General features: G+C 53.8%; 28 protein-coding genes. 10 read left to right on the forward strand and 18 right to left on the reverse strand.

Going from position 1 to position 18948, the window contains the following annotated elements; translation table 11 throughout:
- Positions 1–2: 2 nt before the first annotated feature.
- The 5 genes from ACQ86N_RS45005 to ACQ86N_RS45025 are packed head-to-tail and all read right to left on the reverse strand — an operon-like array spanning position 3 to position 2203.
- Positions 3–581 (reverse strand): thiamine-phosphate kinase, encoded by a 579-nt coding sequence (locus ACQ86N_RS45005; protein ID WP_431217856.1) that lies wholly within the window; start codon positions 579–581, stop codon positions 3–5.
- A 37-nt stretch (positions 582–618) separates the two neighbouring features.
- Entirely contained in the window at positions 619–780 is a 162-nt protein-coding gene (locus ACQ86N_RS45010) for an AIR synthase related protein (protein ID WP_431212755.1), read from the reverse strand.
- The gene (locus tag ACQ86N_RS45015; protein ID WP_431212756.1) at positions 777–1037 is read right to left on the reverse strand and encodes a hypothetical protein; all 261 of its coding nucleotides are present in this window, start codon (positions 1035–1037) and stop codon (positions 777–779) included. Before ACQ86N_RS45015 ends, ACQ86N_RS45010 begins: the two co-directional genes overlap by 4 nt.
- Positions 1038–1076: 39 nt before the next feature.
- The gene (locus ACQ86N_RS45020) at positions 1077–1859 is read right to left on the reverse strand and encodes an inositol monophosphatase family protein (RefSeq protein WP_431212757.1); all 783 of its coding nucleotides are present in this window, start codon (positions 1857–1859) and stop codon (positions 1077–1079) included.
- A gap of 32 nt (positions 1860–1891) precedes the next feature.
- Positions 1892–2203: an ArsR/SmtB family transcription factor gene (locus ACQ86N_RS45025; protein ID WP_431212758.1), complete on the reverse strand. Its 312-nt coding sequence runs from the start codon at positions 2201–2203 to the stop codon at positions 1892–1894.
- 116 nt (positions 2204–2319) lie between these two features.
- Here ACQ86N_RS45025 and ACQ86N_RS45030 point away from each other — a divergent pair, with 116 nt between their 5' ends.
- Both ACQ86N_RS45030 and ACQ86N_RS45035 read left to right on the forward strand, forming a co-directional pair.
- A complete protein-coding gene (locus tag ACQ86N_RS45030; RefSeq protein WP_431212759.1) occupies positions 2320–2739 on the forward strand; it encodes a glycosyltransferase in 420 nt (139 codons plus the stop codon).
- 238 nt (positions 2740–2977) lie between these two features.
- The gene (locus ACQ86N_RS45035; protein ID WP_431212760.1) at positions 2978–3553 is read left to right on the forward strand and encodes a glycosyltransferase family 2 protein; all 576 of its coding nucleotides are present in this window, start codon (positions 2978–2980) and stop codon (positions 3551–3553) included.
- A 102-nt stretch (positions 3554–3655) separates the two neighbouring features.
- Here ACQ86N_RS45035 and ACQ86N_RS45040 read toward each other — a convergent pair whose 3' ends face one another.
- A complete protein-coding gene (locus ACQ86N_RS45040; RefSeq protein ID WP_431212761.1) occupies positions 3656–4240 on the reverse strand; it encodes a hypothetical protein in 585 nt (194 codons plus the stop codon).
- A 308-nt stretch (positions 4241–4548) separates the two neighbouring features.
- On the opposite strand from ACQ86N_RS45040, the gene ACQ86N_RS45045 reads away from it, so the two are divergent.
- From ACQ86N_RS45045 to ACQ86N_RS45070, 6 genes are all read left to right on the forward strand, one after another.
- Complete coding sequence (locus ACQ86N_RS45045) at positions 4549–5658, forward strand: GH3 family domain-containing protein (RefSeq protein WP_431212762.1); 1110 nt, start codon at positions 4549–4551, stop codon at positions 5656–5658.
- The gene (locus tag ACQ86N_RS45050) at positions 5622–5879 is read left to right on the forward strand and encodes a hypothetical protein (RefSeq protein WP_431212763.1); all 258 of its coding nucleotides are present in this window, start codon (positions 5622–5624) and stop codon (positions 5877–5879) included. Before ACQ86N_RS45045 ends, ACQ86N_RS45050 begins: the two co-directional genes overlap by 37 nt.
- A gap of 37 nt (positions 5880–5916) precedes the next feature.
- Complete coding sequence (locus tag ACQ86N_RS45055; protein WP_431212764.1) at positions 5917–6549, forward strand: LysE family translocator; 633 nt, start codon at positions 5917–5919, stop codon at positions 6547–6549.
- Positions 6550–6615: 66 nt separating this feature from the next.
- Positions 6616–7152: a hypothetical protein gene (locus ACQ86N_RS45060; RefSeq protein WP_431212765.1), complete on the forward strand. Its 537-nt coding sequence runs from the start codon at positions 6616–6618 to the stop codon at positions 7150–7152.
- Positions 7128–7598, forward strand: a complete 471-nt coding sequence (locus ACQ86N_RS45065) for a transglycosylase domain-containing protein (protein ID WP_431212766.1) — start codon at positions 7128–7130, stop codon at positions 7596–7598. The genes ACQ86N_RS45060 and ACQ86N_RS45065 overlap by 25 nt, the downstream gene beginning before the upstream one ends.
- A complete protein-coding gene (locus ACQ86N_RS45070) occupies positions 7582–7830 on the forward strand; it encodes a transglycosylase domain-containing protein (RefSeq protein ID WP_431212767.1) in 249 nt (82 codons plus the stop codon). The genes ACQ86N_RS45065 and ACQ86N_RS45070 overlap by 17 nt, the downstream gene beginning before the upstream one ends.
- A gap of 77 nt (positions 7831–7907) precedes the next feature.
- Here ACQ86N_RS45070 and ACQ86N_RS45075 read toward each other — a convergent pair whose 3' ends face one another.
- The 4 genes from ACQ86N_RS45075 to ACQ86N_RS45090 all read right to left on the reverse strand — a co-directional run bounded on the left by ACQ86N_RS45075 (position 7908) and on the right by ACQ86N_RS45090 (position 10161).
- Positions 7908–8456 (reverse strand): AAA family ATPase, encoded by a 549-nt coding sequence (locus ACQ86N_RS45075; RefSeq protein WP_431212768.1) that lies wholly within the window; start codon positions 8454–8456, stop codon positions 7908–7910.
- Positions 8440–9072: a nicotinamide riboside transporter PnuC gene (gene pnuC / locus ACQ86N_RS45080; protein WP_431212769.1), complete on the reverse strand. Its 633-nt coding sequence runs from the start codon at positions 9070–9072 to the stop codon at positions 8440–8442. Before pnuC ends, ACQ86N_RS45075 begins: the two co-directional genes overlap by 17 nt.
- Positions 9072–9668 carry a NifU family protein gene (locus tag ACQ86N_RS45085; RefSeq protein ID WP_431212770.1) on the reverse strand — a complete coding sequence of 199 codons (597 nt, stop codon included), beginning with the start codon at positions 9666–9668 and terminating at the stop codon, positions 9072–9074. The genes pnuC and ACQ86N_RS45085 overlap by 1 nt, the downstream gene beginning before the upstream one ends.
- Before the next feature lie 268 nt (positions 9669–9936).
- Positions 9937–10161: a MerC domain-containing protein gene (locus tag ACQ86N_RS45090; RefSeq protein ID WP_431212771.1), complete on the reverse strand. Its 225-nt coding sequence runs from the start codon at positions 10159–10161 to the stop codon at positions 9937–9939.
- 183 nt (positions 10162–10344) lie between these two features.
- Between ACQ86N_RS45090 and ACQ86N_RS45095 the strand changes: the two genes are divergently transcribed.
- Both ACQ86N_RS45095 and ACQ86N_RS45100 read left to right on the forward strand, forming a co-directional pair.
- The gene (locus tag ACQ86N_RS45095) at positions 10345–11007 is read left to right on the forward strand and encodes an SCO family protein (RefSeq protein ID WP_431212772.1); all 663 of its coding nucleotides are present in this window, start codon (positions 10345–10347) and stop codon (positions 11005–11007) included.
- Positions 10973–11428 carry a Fur family transcriptional regulator gene (locus tag ACQ86N_RS45100; protein WP_431212773.1) on the forward strand — a complete coding sequence of 152 codons (456 nt, stop codon included), beginning with the start codon at positions 10973–10975 and terminating at the stop codon, positions 11426–11428. The genes ACQ86N_RS45095 and ACQ86N_RS45100 overlap by 35 nt, the downstream gene beginning before the upstream one ends.
- 240 nt (positions 11429–11668) lie before the next feature.
- Here ACQ86N_RS45100 and ACQ86N_RS45105 read toward each other — a convergent pair whose 3' ends face one another.
- The 8 genes from ACQ86N_RS45105 to ACQ86N_RS45140 all read right to left on the reverse strand — a co-directional run bounded on the left by ACQ86N_RS45105 (position 11669) and on the right by ACQ86N_RS45140 (position 18948).
- The gene (locus ACQ86N_RS45105) at positions 11669–12079 is read right to left on the reverse strand and encodes a M3 family metallopeptidase (RefSeq protein ID WP_431217857.1); all 411 of its coding nucleotides are present in this window, start codon (positions 12077–12079) and stop codon (positions 11669–11671) included.
- Positions 12022–13317: a M3 family oligoendopeptidase gene (locus ACQ86N_RS45110; RefSeq protein ID WP_431212774.1), complete on the reverse strand. Its 1296-nt coding sequence runs from the start codon at positions 13315–13317 to the stop codon at positions 12022–12024. The genes ACQ86N_RS45105 and ACQ86N_RS45110 overlap by 58 nt, the downstream gene beginning before the upstream one ends.
- Before the next feature lie 36 nt (positions 13318–13353).
- Entirely contained in the window at positions 13354–14070 is a 717-nt protein-coding gene (locus tag ACQ86N_RS45115) for a DUF5606 family protein (RefSeq protein WP_431212775.1), read from the reverse strand.
- An 83-nt stretch (positions 14071–14153) separates the two neighbouring features.
- On the reverse strand, positions 14154–14813 hold the full coding sequence (locus ACQ86N_RS45120; protein ID WP_431212776.1) for a DsbA family protein: 660 nt from the start codon (positions 14811–14813) through the stop codon (positions 14154–14156).
- 128 nt (positions 14814–14941) lie between these two features.
- Complete coding sequence (locus ACQ86N_RS45125; RefSeq protein ID WP_431212777.1) at positions 14942–15484, reverse strand: hypothetical protein; 543 nt, start codon at positions 15482–15484, stop codon at positions 14942–14944.
- 158 nt (positions 15485–15642) lie between these two features.
- Complete coding sequence (locus ACQ86N_RS45130; RefSeq protein WP_431212778.1) at positions 15643–17268, reverse strand: hypothetical protein; 1626 nt, start codon at positions 17266–17268, stop codon at positions 15643–15645.
- A gap of 338 nt (positions 17269–17606) precedes the next feature.
- Positions 17607–18761: a DNA polymerase gene (locus ACQ86N_RS45135; RefSeq protein WP_431212779.1), complete on the reverse strand. Its 1155-nt coding sequence runs from the start codon at positions 18759–18761 to the stop codon at positions 17607–17609.
- Positions 18643–18948 (reverse strand): hypothetical protein, encoded by a 306-nt coding sequence (locus tag ACQ86N_RS45140; RefSeq protein ID WP_431212780.1) that lies wholly within the window; start codon positions 18946–18948, stop codon positions 18643–18645. Before ACQ86N_RS45140 ends, ACQ86N_RS45135 begins: the two co-directional genes overlap by 119 nt.

Genomic DNA, 18948 nt, shown 5'->3' on the forward strand with positions numbered 1-18948 from the left:
GCTCATTTGGAGGCAAAGGCATTCCATCCCTGCGCCGTGATATCGAACGTATTGCCTCCTTTGGTAATGATCTTTTTTCCTTCTTCCGGCCCGGTCATATAACCGATGACGCTGATCTGTTCGTTGAGGACCAGCTTGTCGTATTCCTCCTGCGGAATGGTGAACAGCAGTTCGTAGTCCTCTCCGCCGCTGAGCGCGCAGGCCGTCGGGTCCAGCTCGAATTTATAAGCGGCCATCCGCGTGTCTTCCGCGATCGGTATCTTGTCTTCATACAGCACGCAGCCGAGCTCGCTCTGGCGACAGATATGCAGGATCTCCGAGCTAAGGCCGTCGCTGATATCCATCATCGAAGTAGGCTGGATATTCGATTTCTGGAAGAACTCGATGATATCCTTCCGCGCTTCCGGCTTGAGCAGCCTGCCGATGACATATTTTTCTCCTTCGAGGTCTGCCTTGACGCCGGGGTTCTCCAGAAAGATCTTTTTCTCCCTTTCCAGCAGGATAAGCCCCAGATAGGACGCTCCCAGATCGCCGGAACAACAGAGCAGGTCCCCTTCCTGGCGGTGCTCCTTTTTACGAATTTATCAGGCGTCACCTCGCCGATCGCCGTGACGGAGATCACAAACCCCTTTGTGAAGAGGCCGTATCCCCGCCGACCAGGTCCACGCCATAGGCTTCGCAGGCAGCATAGACGCCCTCATAGAACTCGTCCAGCGCCTCGAGGCTTATCCGGTTGCTGATGCCGATGCTCATGGTGATCTGGGTGGGGGTGGCATTCATCGCATATACGTCACTGAGATTGACGACGACGGATTTGTACCCCAGATGCTGCAGGGGGTATACATGAGATCAAAATGAACGCCCTCGATCAGCAGGTCGGTGGTAACAACGGTCTGCTTTCCAAAATGGTCGATGACGGCCGCGTCGTCTCCTACGCCCACGAGGGTCGAGGCATTCTTTATCTCGATGTTCGCCGTCAGGTGTTCGATCAGCCCGAACTCCCCAAGGCTCGATATTTCGGTCCTGTTTTCACTCATAGTCGATTCGTTTTTCCGGACCATGTCCGGTGTCCCATATTAAAGTCCCGGGTGTTTGTCGTTGACCACAGCCACCAGCTCGTCATGGATCTTCCCATTCGTCGCGATGATATGCGGCTGATAGGGCGAATACCGCCCGCCGGTAAAATCAGATACCCTTCCTCCGGCTTCTTCTACGATCAGGACCCCGGCCGCGCTATCCCAGGCCTGCAGTTTGTGTTCGTAAAAGCCGTCAAACCGACCCGCGGCCACCCAGCAGAGGTCCATCGCCGCCGAGCCCAGCCGCCGCACCGGCACTCCGCTGCGGATCAGCCTCGAAAAGACGTCCAGCGGACTATTCGGCTGGTCCAGATAGGAATAGGGGAAGCCCGTCACCAGGCAGGACTTCAGGACCGAGCTCTCGTTGCTGACGGCTATCTTCTTGTCATTCAACGTGGAGCCATAGCCTTTCTGGGCGAAGAAGAATTCCCCGATAAAGGGATTGTACACCGCCCCCAGTATCATTTCGCCGTCCTGTTCAACCCCGATAGATACACAACATAAAGGCAAACCATGTGCAAAATTTACCGTTCCGTCGATAGGGTCGACAATCCACTTGAAATTCGAGTCCGTGACGATCTCGCCGGCCTCTTCGCTCAGGATAAAATGGTCGGGGTAGTCGCGCCTGATGACTTCGAATATGGCCTTTTCGGAAGCATGGTCGGCCTCCGTGACCAGGTTATTGATGCCTTCTTTATTGGAGATGGTAAATGAACCCTGAAAATAGTGTTGCATCACGGCAGCGCCCGCCTCGGCCGCCCTTATAAGTGTGGATTTTAACATGGCACAAATATATGACCACGGCCGGGTTCCTCCTAACTGAGTACTATGGATGCCATGCTGCGGGGCGACTCCAACTGCTGCAGGGACTCGATATACTTGTTCAGTACGGCGCCGTTCAGGGTATACCTGAAATTGCGGCCTTCTTTTTCGCCTTCGATAAGACCGGCTTCCTGCAGGATCTTCACGTGGTGGGAGATGGAGGGCTGTGCAAGTTCGATCACGTCCTGAAGGCCGCTGCACTCGCCGCACCCGCCCTTTCCGGAGATATAGTGTAGTATTTTGAGGCGGTTGCTGTCACCAAGGGCCTTGGATATCTTCTCGATTTGCTTAAAGGTCAGTGTCATTATATTAGATTGACAAATGCAAATATATCAATTTTTTCCCATCTTCCAAATCCCCGCCCGTCGCCCGGTCCCACATTTTGCCCGCAATCCCAAAAAGGCGTACTTCGCAGAATATCATGATCCTCTCCGTCATTATCGTCAATTACCGGGTCCAATATTTTCTGGAGCTCTGCTTGCGGAGCGTCCAAAAATCAACACAAGATGTTGAATCAGAGATAATTGTAATCGATAATAACTCCGAAGACGACAGCCTTGCCTATCTTCGGCCCCTCTTTCCCTCCGTCAAATTTATCGCCAATACGGAGAATACCGGCTTCGCCCGGGCCAACAACCTGGCCCTGAAGCAGGCCCGGGGGAAATATATCCTCTTCCTCAACCCGGATACCATAGTCCCGGAAAATTTTGTGAAGGAGGTTTTGGAGTTTTACGCGTCGGCCGCCATGGAGACCTACAAATCCGCCGTCAAGGGGACTGGCAATCCCGCCGATCCGGGCCTGGCGGTCCACATCCCATCGGGGCCGTCGGGGTCCGCATGATCGACGGCAGCGGGCTGTTCCTGAAAGAATCGTTTCGCGGTTTCCCCTCGGCGTGGGTGGCGTTCTGCAAGCTCTCGGGTCTGACTGCGGTCTTCCCGAAAAGCCGTCTCTTCTCCACCTACTATCTCGGCTACCTGCCCTCCGGAACAACGCACCCTGCCCCCATACTCTCCGGTGCCTGCTTCTGGGTGGCCCGGGACATTCTGGAAAAGACGGGGGCTTCGACGAGTTGTTCTTCATGTACGCCGAAGACATCGACCTCAGCTACCGGATCGAAAAGGCCGGGTATACCAACTATTATCTGGCCACGACGACGATCATCCATTTCAAAGGGGAGAGTACCCGGAAAGACGCCCGGTACGTGAAACTATTTTACAAGGCGATGAGCCAGTTCAGACGGAAACATTTCAGAAGCGGGCTGTCCAAAGTTTTTAATGCGGGAATGGATCTGGCCATCTGGCTGAGGGCGGGAGTAAGCGCGGCCGGGCTCGCGGGTCGGGGAGTACGCGGGGGCGAACAGGGCACGGCGGAGGGGCCGATCCCCACCTTTCTGGCAGGCGATCCATTTGCGATCGCATTCCTGAAAAGCTCTCCCGTCTTCCTACGGGACAGGGTCCTGGTCGAAACGGCGGGACAGGCGAAGGACATCATTCTTTGCGAGGGACAAACGTTCTCCTTTGCCGAATGTATAAAAGCGCTGGAAGAGACAGAGCCGTGGAAGGCCGGCCTTCGGGTCAAATTTTATGCAGAGGGTAATGGATCGGTACTCGGGAGTGTTCACAGGGAGGGGAGGGGAGAGGTCGCGCCGCTATAGGTCAGGCTGCCGGCGATCGACGCGACCGCAAGACCTAGATCGGCAACTCTTCATCACTGATCAGTGTTCTTAGCCGGCGCCGGGTCAGTAACCAGATGACCATCATAAGAAACGTCCAGCCGATAACCCATTCATAGGCAGCCGCCTGCCCCGTACCTGGGGAATCAGCCACCGGTTGAGCATCTTCCCGATCAGCCACTGGTCCAGTACACCGGGCAGGACCAAAAAAACGGGGAAGAAGAACAGCTTTCCCGCCCACCAGGGCAGGACCACAAAAGCCTTTATCAGCGGAGGAATGCAGATCATCGCGACGATCACCAGACCCACCAGGCTGAGGAAGCGATGGTTGCCGTGGGGAAACAGAAACCGCAGCGCCGTCGTCGGATCGCCCCCGCCCTGAAGGGCCGCCAGCAGACTGTTGAAGGGCAGCGCGGCAAAAACCATCGAAACGCCTACCGAATGTTCGACCTGATCATCCTCGTCGGCAGTCATCCGCTGCCAGCCAGCCCACATTATGATAAAGTTGACCAGGGGACCGGCCAGGACCGCCAGCACCCGCTTGCCGAACGCCGAATTCGCGTCGCAAAAAGTCCAGCTATCGAAACCGCGGGAACCCCAGCACCCGGTAGTAAGCCACGCTATCAGCGTATGAGCCCAGTCGTGTACTTCGTGTATGAAGAATGTCAAAGCGACAAAACATAGGACGTAAAGGGGGTCAGTTTTAGCTTCATAAATAAATGTAACAAAAATATCATCCAAAACAGTAAGTTTGCAGCACTAACAAACGACCTGTACCACTCAATGGCGTTGATTGAAATTCAATTACCTAAATCTTTGGCTAGAGCGCTGCGGCTGCCCCAGAAATCACCTCGTCGGCAGCAATTGAAGGTATTGCGAAAATTACTGAAAAAAGCGAGATTCACAGAATTTGGTCAACAATACCGCTTCGACGAGATATTGCTCAGCAAACATCCCGGAAAAAATTCCAGGAGATCGTGCCTACTTTTGACTATAACAAGATCCACGCGGCCTGGTGGAATCAGACACTCGAAGGAAAGGCAGACGTGTGCTGGCCCGGAAAGATAAAATATTATGCGCTCTCTTCCGGCACCTCAGAGGCCGGCAGCAAATACCTGCCCATAACGAATGACCTGCTGCGCGGCAACCGCATCGTCATGATCAAACAGCTGCTGACCCTCCGCACTTACCGGGACATCCCAGTCAAGAGTATCGGAAAGGGCTGGCTGATGATCGGCGGTACCACCAGTCTCCAGAAAAGCGCCGGCTACTACGCCGGAGACCTCAGCGGCATTACCGCCCGCAAGGTTCCGTTCTGGTTCCAGCCCTTTTACAAGCCCGGCAGAAAGGTCGCCCGCACCAAGGACTGGACGAAGAAGCTGGAGGAGGTCGTCAGGCTCGCCCCCCAGTGGGATATCGGCTTCCTGGTCGGCGTGCCCGGCTGGATCCAGCTGTGCATGGAAAAGGTAATCGAGCGCTACAAGCTGAATAATATTCACGAGATCTGGCCCAACCTGGGCTTCTTCGTACACGGCGGGGTGTCCTTCGACCCCTACCGGAAAGGCTTTGAGAAACTGCTGGGGAAACCCATCACCTATATCGAGACCTATCTGGCCTCGGAAGGCTTTATCGCCTACCAGGACGCCCAGTATGCGAAGGGCATGAAACTGGTGACGAACCAGCATATCTTTCTGGAGTTCGTTCCCTTCGACAACAAGAACTTCAATTCCGACGGTGACCTGATCGAAAATCCGGAAGCCTATATGATCCACGAGGTGGAAGAGGGCAAGGACTACGCGCTCCTGCTGAGCACCAGCGCCGGAGCCTGGCGCTATATGATCGGGGACACCGTCCGCTTCGTAGACAAAGAGCGCTGCGAGATCATCATCACGGGCCGGACCAAGCACTTCCTCAGCCTCGTAGGCGAGCACCTCAGTGTCGACAATATGAATAAGGCCGTACAGCTCGCCACCGAAGAGATGAACCTGTCGATCCCCGAGTTCACCGTGGCCGGGGTACCCCATGGTTTGTTTTTGCACATCAATGGTGGTTGGCCTGCAATGATCCGGTCGACGAAGACGTTCTGAGACAAAAGATCGACGCGAGGCTGAAAGAGCTGAATGACGACTATGCGGTCGAAAGGGACAGTGCCCTGAAGGACGTATATGTAAAAGTTCTGCCGGAGGAGAAGTTTATGGAATTTATGCGTCTGAAGGGGAAGATCGGTGGTCAGCATAAGTTTCCCAGGGTCCTGAAAGGTAATATGCTGTTGGATTGGCAAAAATTTCTGGAGACCGGTAGTCTCTGAGACCGGAGTTAGAAGAACATCCGAAACTTGACATTCTATGATGGAGGCCGTATTGAAAGGATTGGCATTGGGATTCGCACTAGCCCTATCGGTTGGGCCGATTATTTTTACCATTATCAAGCAAAGCCTCAACAACGGGCACAAAGGCGGATTCAGTTTTGTCGCGGGGGTATGGGTCAGCGATATAGTCCTCGTCGTCCTCAGTAATACCCTCACGGTCTTTGTTTCGGCGCTTACGGAACATTCGACGATCATCGCCTACTGCGGCAGCGCCTTCCTTATCGCACTCGGCTTTTATTTCGTGTTTTTCAAAAAAGTATCACTGGCCCGGGACCCGGAAGGCAACGAATCCCGTTTTCGCAAAAGGGATATGGCAAAGGTCTTCGCTTCCGGCTTTCTCATCAATACGCTGAATCCGAGTGTCATCCTGTTCTGGCTGGGCAATGCGACCTTCCTCGCAGCCAACCATACGCTGCAGGAAAGGATCGTTATCTTCTCCATCTGTCTGCTGATCAATATGGCCGCCGACGTTCTCAAGGTGATGATGGCCGGGAGGCTCCGCAGCAAGCTCAACCTCCACACCCTGTCGGTCATCAACAAGATCTCGGGGACTATTCTTATCGTTTTTGGAGTTGCGCTGATCTTTTTCCACAAGCAGGTGGTTCACTAGCAGAACGGACCCCGCAGAGGATTTAACAAGTAACTTGCAAAATGAATCGTTAAGTTTGATGCGTATATGCGCCTCGCTGTCATCATATTAGTTTTATATCTCATCCCCGTAGCAACCCACGCGCAGCACGACGTCCTCGTATTACAGAAGAGAGGTATGCACGTCCGTTCGTATACGATCGGTGATCCCATGACTTTCAGAACGATCTATGACCAGTGGTTTACCGGTGTGATCGACGATCTCCGCCGGGACACGGTCTATATCAACGGACAGGCATTCGATTATAAAGAGATCGCCGCAGTCAAAAGGGACAAACCCGGCGGGGGATGGGCGCCGGCACTTATCGGCGTCGGCGTCGGTTATCTTGCCATCGGCGCATTCAACGGGGCCTATCGTCATGACGCCGCGAAGGACTGGTATACGAAGACAGATTTTTATTGTCAGCGGAGCCCTAGTCGCCACCGGTGCGATACTGATGGCCTCGAAAACGAAATCCTACGATATGGGGAGGAAATACCGGTTATTATACTTGCAGATCGGGAAGAGGTAGAGTATATTTGGAACCGAAAAACCAGTGGATGGCCAATAACAACCCAGGACTGATAGCCCGCATCTGGAGAATATTCAAACGCGTCGTCATCACCCTCTTCTTCCTCCAGCTATTTTATCTTCTCCTGCTCAAATGGGTCGATCCACCAATCACACTTACGCAGCTGGGCAGTGTATTCCGGGGCGAAGGCCTCCACCGCAGCTATGTCAGCATGAAGAATATCTCCCCTTACGCCAGGCTGGCGGTCATCTGTTCGGAAGACCAGCTCTTCCCCGACCACGACGGATTCGATTTCAAGTCTATTGAAAAGGCGATGAAGCACAACCAGAAAAGCAAGTCTCTGCATGGCGCAAGTACCATCAGCCAGCAGGTGGCAAAAAACGTTTTTCTCTGGCAGGGCAGGGACTGGTTTCGGAAAGGGCTGGAAGTCTACTTTACGTTTATGATCAGAATGGCTCTGGGGCAAGAAAAGAATTTTGGAAATGTATCTCAATATTAGCGAGATGGGCAAGGGGATTTATGGTATCGAGGCCGCCTCGCATTTTTATTTCAACAAACCGGCCAGGACGCTCACCCGCCAGGACGCCGCCCGCATCGCGGCCTGTCTGCCGAATCCGAAGGTATTTACGATCAGGCCGCTCTCGCCGCATGTGGCGACCCGCGCCGCGTGGATACAGGCCCAGATGGGAAATTTGCAGGAGGATCCCGATATCCAGAAATTATTGCAGTAGATGATGGATCACCGGGTCGGTGGTTCACGGTACCCTGCCGGTTCAACGGTTCACGGTACCCCCGCCGGTTTAATGTTTCACGTGTGGTTCACCAGTCGGTTCACGGCATCAATCCCGGCCTCCAGCCGCTGCTGGCCCTCTCCCCCGACCTCGGCCCACGGCACCGGCTGATTGATCAGTATATCGCGGTAGATATGGAACAGCTTTTCCCTCGACAGCAGGTCCGGGTATTCCCTCAGTTCGTCTTTCGTCCAGGGCAGGTCCGTCCGTGGCAGCAGATAGGCGTCATAGTGACGCTCGTTGATCTGGTCCAGGATCCACCTGTCGCAGCGCCCGAAAACGAATTCGCCCCAGACCTTCATCACATACAGATCCGTGTCGATAAAGATCATGGACTCTCCGCGTGATTCCGCCGCAGCCACCAACCTGTCCTCCAGCTCCAGCTGCCCCCGGGCAATCGTCACAAGGTCTTCGTAGCGGTAGCCCATCCCGTGCTTCAGCAGGTATTCCCTCGCGTATTCCGGGACCCAGCTTGCCTGAAAATGCGCGGCCAGTCCCTCGCAGAGGGACGATTTCCCGGTCGACTCCGGTCCTACGACGACGATCTTTTTAAGACTCTGCGGCATGTTCGACGGCTCCCGCCCTTTTGCCCCATTCCAGTAATCCGGATATGGCGATGATCAACAAAACGACATAGTATACGCTGGTGAAAACGTAGTGCTTGACAAAATACAGCGGGATCGACGCACAGTTAGTTGCGATCCACCAGTGCCAGCTTTCCACTTTCTTCCTTGTCATCAGCCACATGCCGGTATAGGCCGTTGCCGAGGCAAAGGCGTCGGCCCAGGGAATGGCCTGCGGCGCGAAACCCCGCTTGAGCCAGGTCAGTGACGCAAATACGAGGATATAGAAACAGGAAAAGAACGCCAGCTGACCCGCCAGCTCCCGCCGGGAAGACCGCGTGACCTGCAGCACATACTGGTCCTGTCGGTCCTTCCGGGTCCACATCACCCAGCCGTAAATGTTCAGAACGGTATAATAGAAATTGACGCTGGCCTCGCCCAGCAGGGAGGTCTTAAGACTGAGATAAATATAAATGATCGTATTGACGAGGCCGGTAGGGTAGACCAGAATGTTCTCGCTACGGCTGAACCAGACGCTCAGAATACCGGCGATCACCGCAATAAATTCCCACCAGCCTGTATGCTGCAGATCCTGGACGAACTGATGGAGGATATCCATTACTCAGCTTCGGCCACTACTTCTTTTACCTCGGGGATCATGCGTTTCATCATGCTCTCGATACCGGCCTTCAGCGTGATCATGGAAGAAGGGCAGCCGGAGCAGGAGCCCTGGAGCATCAGGTTGACCGTGCCTTCGTTGTAGCTCTTGAACGATATCGCACCTCCGTCCATCTCGACGGCGGGCTTCACGTAGTTCTCGAGCAGCTCTTTGATACGCTTGACCACGTCGTCGTCGTCGGCAGAGATCTCATTGCTGCCCTCGGGCTTGATGTTGACGACCTCTTCTTCATTCACGACGGGTTTGCTTTCTTCAAGGTATTCCTTGAGGAACTGGCGGATGGCGGGGATGACGTCGTCCCAGTCGGTGTCTGGCGTCTTGGTCAGCGTCACGAAATTGCTCGCGATAAAAACGCTTTTTATAAAGGGGAAGCCAAAAAGCTCGATTGCCAGGGGCGATGGTTTGGCCGACTCGACATCCGGGAAATCAATGATCTTACCGGGATACAATAACTTATTTGCCACAAACTTCATCGTCTCCGGGTTCGGAGTCATTTCGGTATAGATGCTGATAACCGGATTGCCTGTTTTGATCATAGCGAAACCATTTGAGGGACAAAGGTACTAAATAAATATTTTTCTCTGGCTCCCCATCCCTGGACAAGGGATAATAGAGGCGTGAACCGCGCCTAAGCCGCCTCCCTTTCCAGACCGGGATCGGCCGGATCCGTCACACGGGATGGATTGACCGGGCAGGATCGGGTCCACCGCAGGTTGACCCCATGGGCAGCCACGATGAACACGACGGCGAAGGGCAGGATGGCCAGTTCGTAGGAATGCCATACCTGCTTGGCTATCAGTAGGATTATGCCCCCGACGAAGAGCAGCCGGGGAGGATCCGGCCGTGGTGATAGCGGAACCCGTGCCAGAGGGCCCAGGTGCCGATCAGGAACGCCAGACCGATCATCCCAAACTCAAATAGCTGATTATGGATGATATTGATCCCCAGTATCGGGAGTGATGCCACCAGCAAGGGCAGCAGCGCGCAAGTGGATGGCGCAGAGCAGCGATGTCGTGATGCCCAGGGCATCCCAGTTGATTTTCCGGAACATAGCTTCCTTTTAGGTCAGCCGACCAATTGTGTCGGGCGACAAAAATACAACAATGTTGCAATTAATTTGTTTAAATTTTTATGTCCCCGGCACCGCCGGACAGTGCTAACTTTGTAGACTTCCGGCCAACGGCGGGACGCCAAGGCCCCAATGATTCGAACATGAAAAAGAATAAAATAGCGCTCCTCCTCGGCTTCTTCGTACTCCTGTTTGCAGGGTTTTACTTTTTCCTGACGCGTATGATACCGGGCTTCGGAGGACCCCAGCTGCCCGTGATCAGCCAGGTACCCCATTTCGCCTTCAGCAACCAGGACGGCAAGCTGATCACGGAGAAGGACCTCGACGGAAAGGTCTATGTAGCGGAATATTTCTTTACCACCTGCAGAGGCATCTGTCCCAAGCTGAACACGAATATGCGGAAGCTCGCCGAAGACTATAGCAAGGAGCCCGACTTCCGACTCCTTTCCTATACCGTCGATCCCGAAACGGACAGTGTTGCCCGCATGAAACACTATTCGGATTCTCTTGGCGCCGACCCCAGCCGCTGGTGGTTCCTGACCGGTCGCAAAGATAGCCTCTATCACCTCGCGCGCAACGGCTATCTGCTCGACGACCCGAAGAACAATGCGCTGAATATAGACGAGCAGTTCCTTCACACACAGTTCATCGCGCTGGTCGACAAAGGCGGACGGGTCCGCAAGATCTATGATGGACTGAAAAAGGACGAACTGGACGAGCTCGAGAAGGACATTTCGACGCTGCTGAAGGAGAAAGCTTCGGCGCCGAGATTTGCGAATTCTCTGTTTAACAATAACCCAGGATGATGATGGAAAAGAAAATAGACGAGCTCCTCAAAAAAATCACCTGAGCATCACCGGTGGGCGCCGGCGGATCCTCGAACTCTTCCTGCAGCAGGAAGGCGCTCTCTCGCACAGCGACATCGAGAAAAGGGCCGGGGAGAAGTTCGACCGCGTGACGGTGTATCGTACCCTTCAGGTATTTCTTGAAAAGGGGCTGATCCACAGTATACCGACTGCGGATAATTCAATACGTTATGCGTTGTGCAAAGACGACTGTTCCGGTGGACAACACCGTGATGACCACGTTCACTTCATCTGCAATACCTGCGGCAATACGACCTGCCTCGAACACGTCACGGTACCGGAGATAATGCTCCCACGGGGTTATGTGGCCGAGCAGGTCGAGATGCTGGTCAGCGGAGTTTGTAAAAATTGTAATCAGTAATGGCTGCGGCGGCGGGTGCGGGTACCGCCGCCATGAAAAGATTCTGTAAAAGAAAGCCCCGATGTAGAAACACCGGGACTTTTGGTTAAGGCTCTGATTAGTAGCTTCTTTATGATTAACGCGGTTATATATTCACCGCATACATTTTTTCAAAACGCTTATTGCAAATATAGCCGTAAAAAGGCATACGAACAAGAGGTATAAGTACTACTTTCCGGGTATTTTTTGAACTTTTTTTCTTCAAATTTTTTGCAACTCTGTACTGACAAAATCCATCAGCTGTTTGATATGCTCTTTCGAGAAGTCGAATTTCAATCCGGCAGCTGCATACAATTCCGGCAGCGTCTTCGTGCCACCGAGACTGAGTGCGTTCATGTAGTTGCTTAACGCCTTCTCTTTGTTATTCTTATACTGCATCCAAAGACCGATGGCTCCTAATTGAGCGATGCCGTACTCGATGTAGTAGAATGGAACCTCGAACAGGTGCAGCTGTCTCTGCCACCCAAACTCCCTGTACTGTTCAAGGCCGCTCCAGTCGATGGACTCGGTAGAAAATTCATTCAGGATCTGCAGCCACATCTGCTTTCTTTCCTCTACCGTGTGACCAGGGTTTTCGTATACCCAATGTTGAAATTTGTCAATAGTTGCGATCCAGGGAAAATGGTGATAACGCGTTCGAGCTGGTGCTCATAGGCGCGTGCTAAATCGTTTTTATCCTTAAAGAATAATTCCCAATGATCCATGCTAAACAATTCCATCGACATGCTCGCCACTTCCGCGATCTCCATGGGGTAATCCTTGAACGAGCTTAGCTTCAGCGGGTGTGACAGGAAAGAATGAATGGCGTGGCCGCCTTCGTGGACCATCGTCGTCAGGTCGCCCATCAGCCCCGACGAGTTCATAAAGATGAAGGGCGCGCCGGTCTCCGCTAACGGACAATTGTAACCGCCCGGAGCCTTTCCTTTCCGGCTCTCCAGATCGAAGCGTCCCATTTTTTGCATGGTGCGCAGACAGTCTCCGAAAAAACGATTCAGGTCGTCGAAGCACGCGATCGTTTTTGTCAGCAGGTCTTCGCCGTTGGTAAACGGCCTCAGCGGTTCCGTCCCTTCCGGTTCGGCTTCCGAGTCCCGGGGACGCAGACTTTCCAGCCCCAGCTTTTCCTTCTTCCGCATATTGATCTGCTTCACCAGCGGCAGCACGTATTCCCGGACCGCCTCGTGAAAACGGAAACAGTCTTCCTTCGTGTAGTCGAACCGTCCCAGCTCTTCGAACTTATAGTCCCTGTAATTCTTAAATCCGGCGTTCAATCCGATCTGGTTGCGAATCCCGATCAATTTGGTATACAGCTCGTTCAGTGCATCCCTGTCCTGCAGTCTTCTCTCCTGGACCTTCCGGTATACGTCTTCCCGCAGCCGTCTGTCGGGGCTCTCGAGAAACCTGGCCGCCTGCTGCAGGGTATATTCCTGTTCTCCGACTTTTATGGTCATTTTACCTGAAATCACACCAAACTGCTGTCCCATTACACTGGCCTCGGCCATCAGCGGAATATTCGATTCACGGAACAATTCGATGCGCTTGCGAATGCTGCGCAGATAGGTGAAATACTCCTTCTGGTCCAGCTCCTGCGTATGGGGGTTCTCCACCAGTCTTCTGTTGAGACGGTCCGCATAGGGCTGGATCTTTGGCTGGATCTCCATGAAGAAATAGTTGAAGGATTCTTCCAGCTCCTTGCTCTCCGTGTCACAGGTCATTCGGATCTGGCGCCAGCTGGCGTCCTCGCTAACTACCGCTTCCAGCTCGCTCATGTCCAGCAGCCATTTCTCCAGGTCGGCTCTGGTCTCCAGCGGGCGCTGGTCCGAGTCCTGGAAAAAGGCTCCAGCGTTTTCCAATCGGTCAGAACAAATCCATCCGGCAGGAAATGCCGTTCAGGTTTCGTCAATTCTGCTGTAGGTGTCATAACAGGTGTTTATTTCTTTTTGCCGGGGCCTTCTTTGGCTTTTCGGCAGCGGGCTCTTCGGCGGCTTTCTCCGCTTTTTCTTCGGAGCCGGCTTTTCTTCGCTCTTTGCTGCAGCGCTCTTCTTCGCCTTCGGCTTTTCTTCCTCTTCCGCCTTTACTTCAGCCTTCGCTGCTTTCTTCGCGGGCTTCTCTTCGCTCTTCGCAGTCTCGTTCTTCTCTTCCTTCGCGGCGGCCTTCTTCTTCGGAGCGGGCGCTTCTTCTACTTCTGCTTCGGCTGTTTCTGCCTCTTCTTCCGCAGGCACTTCAGAAAGCTTGATCTCTATATCGTTTGCCTTTAATACGCTAAACCATTTTACCATCTTCTTCAGGTCGCTGCTGTATACGCGGTCGAAGTCGAGGTCCGGATAGACCTTGCCGAAATAGCTTTTCAGCGCGGCGTTGTCCTTGTCGTCGGGCAGCTTTTCAGAGCTGGCTTCCATCGCCTTGAGAATATCCACCAGATTTACATTATCGCGAACCGTATAAACCTCGATACTTTCCAGGTGTGAAAAATTGTGGATACGGCTGGATACAAAACGGGTGGTCTTGTCATCCAGTGCGCGTACGATGGCTCCGTCAGATTTGCTGCTCAGCAATTCGTATAGTCCCGGCAATCCGGTGACGGCTATTACTTTGTTGTATTCCATATTGGTTTAAATTCAGTATTCATGGCCCGTGGGCCGTTTTTAAGGGACATGCAAGTTAACGTTAATTGCCTATTTGCGGACAATTATTTTCCCTGCAACTCCAGGTCTGTCAGCACCCGGGTGATCCCGTTCTTAAGGGTTTGGTAGTCGGTATAGCCCTGCGTGAGCAGGTAAAATTTCGATTCTGCTACCTGTAAAAATACGGTAGGAAAGCCGGTGACCTTTAGTTGCCGCACCAGTGCAAACTCATCATATGCTTTTTCCTTATATGCGGGGTGATGCAGCTTTCCATAGAATTCTTTTTCCGGTATCCCATATTTTATCATCAGATGCCGGTAGGCTTCATCATCGCAAAGATCGCGCCCTTCATAGTGCAGTGCATACTGAAGCTCGCCGGCGAAGGGTACGGCAAGTTCCGCATGGTAGTCCTTGAAAACGCACATCGCGATGGCAGGCTTTTCCGAGTTGGGGAACCAGTCGCTTTCGTCGGGATTGCGCATATGCCAGAGCCAGTCTTCGCCGAAACGAATGCCCGTACGTTCTTCTACGGTTTTATAAGCGCCGAGAATATAGTCGGATATGACCTTGACGGGCTGCGGTTTTTCCGGAAGGATCATTCCGCCGGACAGCACTTCGAACGCTATCTGCTGCCGGTACTCTTCGAAGATGCGGCTTATGACCGGGCTGAAACCATAGCACCATCCGCAGTAGGCGTCGTAACAATAATATAAGGTCGGGTTCATAAATTTAATTTCCTTCGGGCCGCCGGGAGCCCCTAAAATGTTTTGCCGGAAACACACCATCAGGCATGCTCCCGGCAAAGTTGAAATAAAATTATTTAAGATTGGGTTAAGATCGTGGATCTTTCAGATCAATGGCCTCTGCGGCTACTTCCTCCTCCCCCGCCGCCCCCGGACGATCTCGAACCACCGCCGCCGCCGCCACCACTGGGACGGCTGAAACCGCCGCCGCCACCGCTCGGACGACTAAACCCGCCACCGCTGGGTCTGCTAAATCCACCGCCGCCGGGATTGCTGCGCGCCTGGTTGAAATTCTGCTCCCGGGTTTGGCCGCGGTCGCGCATCTGCTGTTCGCGGTTGAGGTTCTGCTGAACCGAAGGATTGTTGTTCAGCGGCCTCCACTGGTTGGACTGACGCTGCTGCCACTGGTTGGTCGACTGATTCCGCTGGTATACATTTCCGCTGCGATCGGAGAAAACGTTGTTGCTGCCTCTCGAATAACCGCCTGGTCTTCCACCCTGCGAGTTGATAGGTCTCGAGCTGCCGTTGTAAGACGGGCGGCCGCCCTGAACGTTGACTGGCCTTCCCACGGAGCCGCGCATTCCAAAGCTGTGGTTGTCCCGGGTTACCACTCCACGGGTATTTCTGTAGACGTTGTTGTGGTAGTTGTTCACGTATACATTTCTGTTCCGGTAGTAGTTATTGCCATAGAATCCCGCAACGCGGTACCTGTTCCATGCATAGGCGGGGCGATAGACGCGGGGACCCCACCAGCCGCCGCCCCAGCCGTGCCAGTAGCCGCCGCCAAAGCCTACGCCAAAATGGAACCAGCCTAACCCGAATCCATAGCCCAGCGTCCAGCCAGCCCAGGGTTATAGCCCACGCCGAAACCCCAGGTCCAGGGGCGGGCGTAATAGTAACCATTGAACCAGGGATCATAGTAGAAACCTGTTCCATAGACGACGGTCGGACCGTAGATATAGGTGTTGAGATAACCAGGCGTATAGCCCATATATACATACTGGGGCGTCACGTCATAGATGTAGACATATTTTGTGTTATACAGTGGAGAGCTCGGCGGGATCCTGTCGACTTCGTCGGGACGCTCGGTAGACACCGTCCAGGGGCCGTTCGGGCTAGCAGACTGGAACCAGACCCCGTTATCGACAGTATAGTAGATGCCGTGGTCGAGCATTACCGAGTTGGGCGTGTTCGTCGCATACTGCATATCCGTACCCTGCAGCGGGGCAAACTGCGGATCGCCGTTGTAGTTGACGTCCGTCGACGCCGTACTGCGGTCTACCTTTGCCGTTTGAGGGATCTGTGCGTCCATGATGGCTTCCCTTGCGGCGTCTGTTCCGGCTACGCTGGCCAGTACGTTGTCCTTCGGCGAGCCTTCGGGGATCTTTGCAAAATCAGCCGGCAATGAATTGGAAGCGACATAGTGCCAGCCACCCGTCAGCGAGGACGAGCTATACCAGCGACCGGAGATGAGCACATAATATTTTCCGTCCTGATCCTGGAAGAGATCGTTGGGTGAGTTCGTCGCATAGGAGAGGCTGGTGCCCGTGATTGGCGACATGCTCGGTTTTCCGTCCGTCTGGATCAGCTCGGCGGGAGAGGTGGTCACGATGATATTGGAAACGACCTTGTCCTGCTGCGCGGCGGTCGAGTCGATATAGCCGGCGTCGCTGCTGTTGGCGTTGTCGATCGCGTTCTTCACCCGGCCTAGACTGGGGGGAACGTTACCACCGGCTTCCGAGTAGGGACCGGTAGCGCTCTGCGCCGTATACCAGCGTTTCCCGCCATAGAGATAGAATCGTCCGTCCTCCGGCTTAACGATCGTGAACGGAGAGTTGACGACTACGTCCATGCCCCAGTCCTTGTTGTTCTGTAGTTTGGGCTGGCCGTCGATCATCACCAGCAGCGACTGCCGGTCGGTGTAAATGATCCGGGGCGCGGTGGTATTGAGGTCTTTGGACAGCTTTTTCTGCTCGAGGTTCTGGTCGAGGGAAGAAAGGATCTCGTCGAGGGAGAGGTCTCCTGCTGTTGCCGGGAGGTTGGCCTCCAGCGCCGACTTCAGGCTGCTGATGAAATTGTCGTCGTTCTGGCCCGGGAACTTCACGTTGGGCACCCTGACCGACTGGATGATGACCCTGCGGGCGTCCTTATCCGTTTCCACGTTGGCTACCGACCAGAATGTGCCGAAAACGGGGTCTGTCTTGCCGTTCTGCAGGACAGAGATCGCCCATCGGGACTTGAGAATATTATCGGAGAAGGACTCCGGCTGCGGCTGGTATATTTTGACCACAGTCCCGTCGTCCGTTGTAAAACTGCGGGGCCAATCCTGCTGTTGCTGCTGCTGTTGAGGGGCGGGGCTAGCGTCCTGCGCCCTTCCGACAGCCGACAGGCTGAGGACTGCGAGGATCATTGAGAACATAATGCGAATGCTTCTCATACGTTATGTTTGTTTATCGTTAACAAGGTTTTATACAAATGCACCGGCTTTTTGGATCATTCGGCCGCGGCTATGTCGCGTGAACCGTCCGTGAACCGTCCGTGAACCGCGCGATCCGTGAACCGGGACCCGCCAAATGGCGTGAACCGGCCGTTGCGATGATTCGGTGTTTAGGGACTGAACCCCTATAACATAGGTTTGACTATTTTCGGACGCTAAAGTTTGATGGGGTTTATAAACAACTTGTTAAAATTCATGGAATTTTAATGGGAGGACAGAAAAATTCTAATCAAATGTAATTTTTTGTCTCTCATCCATCATGTCTGGACTCCGTCCGGTTAATGCGCTTCGAGCCAGTTGACCCCCGTCCCCATCTCGGCGATTGCCGGGACGTCCTGCGGCAGGGGCAGCGCCGTCTGCATACAACGCATAATTATGGGTTTAATTATCTCTATTTCAGTTTTATGTGCGTCGAAAACCAATTCGTCATGCACCTGCAGGAGCATTTTTGACTTTAGCCCGGCCTTCCCGAACTCCTCGTGCACTTTTATCATCGCCAGCTTGATCATATCCGCCGCGCTACCCTGAATCGGAGAGTTGATCGCATTTCGCTCGGCAAACCCCCGGACGGTAAAATTGGCCGAGTTGATGTCCCGCAGCCACCGTTTACGGCTCATCAGTGTCTCCACATACCCGTTCTCCCTGGCGAAGTTAATGGTATCGTCCATATACTTCTGGATGCCCTCAAACTGTTTCTTGTAGTTATCAATGATTTCCCTGGCTTCTGTACGGCTGATCCCCAGATTGTCCGCGAGCCCGAAGGCGCCCTGACCATAAATGATCCCGAAATTCACGCTCTTGGCCTTGTACCGCATCTCCTTGGTAACGTCTTTCTCTTCCACGCCAAAAACCTTCGCTGCCGTAGCCGTATGGATATCCTTCCCTTCCCGGAAGGCGGCACTCATATTGGGGTCTCCGCTGATAGCGGCGACAATACGCAATTCGATCTGGGAATAGTCCGCCGACAGCAGCAGGAATTCCTCGTTCCGCGGCACAAATGCCTTGCGGATCTCCCGGCCCCGCTCGGTCCGGATGGGAATATTCTGCAGGTTGGGGTTGTTCGAGCTCAGCCGCCCAGTCACGGCCACCGCCTGCGCATAGCTGGTATGTACCCTGCCCGTTTTACGGTTGATCATCTCCGGCAACGCATCCACATAGGTCGACCGCAGCTTGGTCAGCTCGCGGAAAGCCAATATATCGTCCACGATCTGGTGTTTGACGGCCAGCTTGAGCAGCACGTCCTCGCCCGTAGCATATTGTCCCGTTTTTGTCTTCTTTGCCTTGGGGTCGAGCTGCATCTTCTCGAACAGCACTTCACCCAACTGCTTGGGCGAAGCGAGATTGAACTGCAGCCCGGCCTGCTGGTAGACCCGTTCTTCGGCCTGACGCGCCTCCCTTTCCAGCTCCTTCGAATATTCGCGAAGAAAATCCACGTCCAGCTTTAACCCCTTCGAATTCCATATCGGTCAGGACCTTCACCAGCGGATTCTCCACCTGATAGAAAACCTTTTCCACGTCCTGTTTTTTCAGCAGCGGGAAGAACGAATGCTTCAGCTGCAGCGTGATATCGGCGTCCTCGGCGGCATAGTCGGTTATCTTCCCCAGCTCGACGTCCCGCAT

The sequence above is a fragment of the Puia sp. P3 genome (genome assembly GCF_050632245.1).
GTDB lineage: Bacteria > Bacteroidota > Bacteroidia > Chitinophagales > Chitinophagaceae > Puia.

Bases quoted from the DNA above. Each gene is read 5' to 3' on its own strand.
- ACQ86N_RS45010 (WP_431212755.1), bottom strand. From the start codon at position 780: ATGAATGCCACCCCCACCCAGATCACCATGAGCATCGGCATCAGCAAC.
- ACQ86N_RS45015 (WP_431212756.1), bottom strand. From the start codon at position 1,037: ATGAGTGAAAACAGGACCGAAATATCGAGCCTTGGGGAGTTCGGGCTG.
- ACQ86N_RS45020 (WP_431212757.1), bottom strand. From the start codon at position 1,859: ATGTTAAAATCCACACTTATAAGGGCGGCCGAGGCGGGCGCTGCCGTG.
- ACQ86N_RS45025 (WP_431212758.1), bottom strand. From the start codon at position 2,203: ATGACACTGACCTTTAAGCAAATCGAGAAGATATCCAAGGCCCTTGGT.
- ACQ86N_RS45030 (WP_431212759.1), top strand. From the start codon at position 2,320: ATGATCCTCTCCGTCATTATCGTCAATTACCGGGTCCAATATTTTCTG.
- ACQ86N_RS45035 (WP_431212760.1), top strand. From the start codon at position 2,978: ATGTACGCCGAAGACATCGACCTCAGCTACCGGATCGAAAAGGCCGGG.
- ACQ86N_RS45055 (WP_431212764.1), top strand. From the start codon at position 5,917: ATGATGGAGGCCGTATTGAAAGGATTGGCATTGGGATTCGCACTAGCC.
- ACQ86N_RS45060 (WP_431212765.1), top strand. From the start codon at position 6,616: ATGCGCCTCGCTGTCATCATATTAGTTTTATATCTCATCCCCGTAGCA.
- ACQ86N_RS45065 (WP_431212766.1), top strand. From the start codon at position 7,128: ATGGCCAATAACAACCCAGGACTGATAGCCCGCATCTGGAGAATATTC.
- ACQ86N_RS45070 (WP_431212767.1), top strand. From the start codon at position 7,582: ATGTATCTCAATATTAGCGAGATGGGCAAGGGGATTTATGGTATCGAG.
- ACQ86N_RS45075 (WP_431212768.1), bottom strand. From the start codon at position 8,456: ATGCCGCAGAGTCTTAAAAAGATCGTCGTCGTAGGACCGGAGTCGACC.
- pnuC (WP_431212769.1), bottom strand. From the start codon at position 9,072: ATGGATATCCTCCATCAGTTCGTCCAGGATCTGCAGCATACAGGCTGG.
- ACQ86N_RS45085 (WP_431212770.1), bottom strand. From the start codon at position 9,668: ATGATCAAAACAGGCAATCCGGTTATCAGCATCTATACCGAAATGACT.
- ACQ86N_RS45090 (WP_431212771.1), bottom strand. From the start codon at position 10,161: ATGCCCTGGGCATCACGACATCGCTGCTCTGCGCCATCCACTTGCGCG.
- ACQ86N_RS45095 (WP_431212772.1), top strand. From the start codon at position 10,345: ATGAAAAAGAATAAAATAGCGCTCCTCCTCGGCTTCTTCGTACTCCTG.
- ACQ86N_RS45115 (WP_431212775.1), bottom strand. From the start codon at position 14,070: ATGGAATACAACAAAGTAATAGCCGTCACCGGATTGCCGGGACTATAC.
- ACQ86N_RS45120 (WP_431212776.1), bottom strand. From the start codon at position 14,813: ATGAACCCGACCTTATATTATTGTTACGACGCCTACTGCGGATGGTGC.
- ACQ86N_RS45130 (WP_431212778.1), bottom strand. From the start codon at position 17,268: ATGAGAAGCATTCGCATTATGTTCTCAATGATCCTCGCAGTCCTCAGC.
- ACQ86N_RS45140 (WP_431212780.1), bottom strand. From the start codon at position 18,948: ATGCGGGACGTCGAGCTGGGGAAGATAACCGACTATGCCGCCGAGGAC.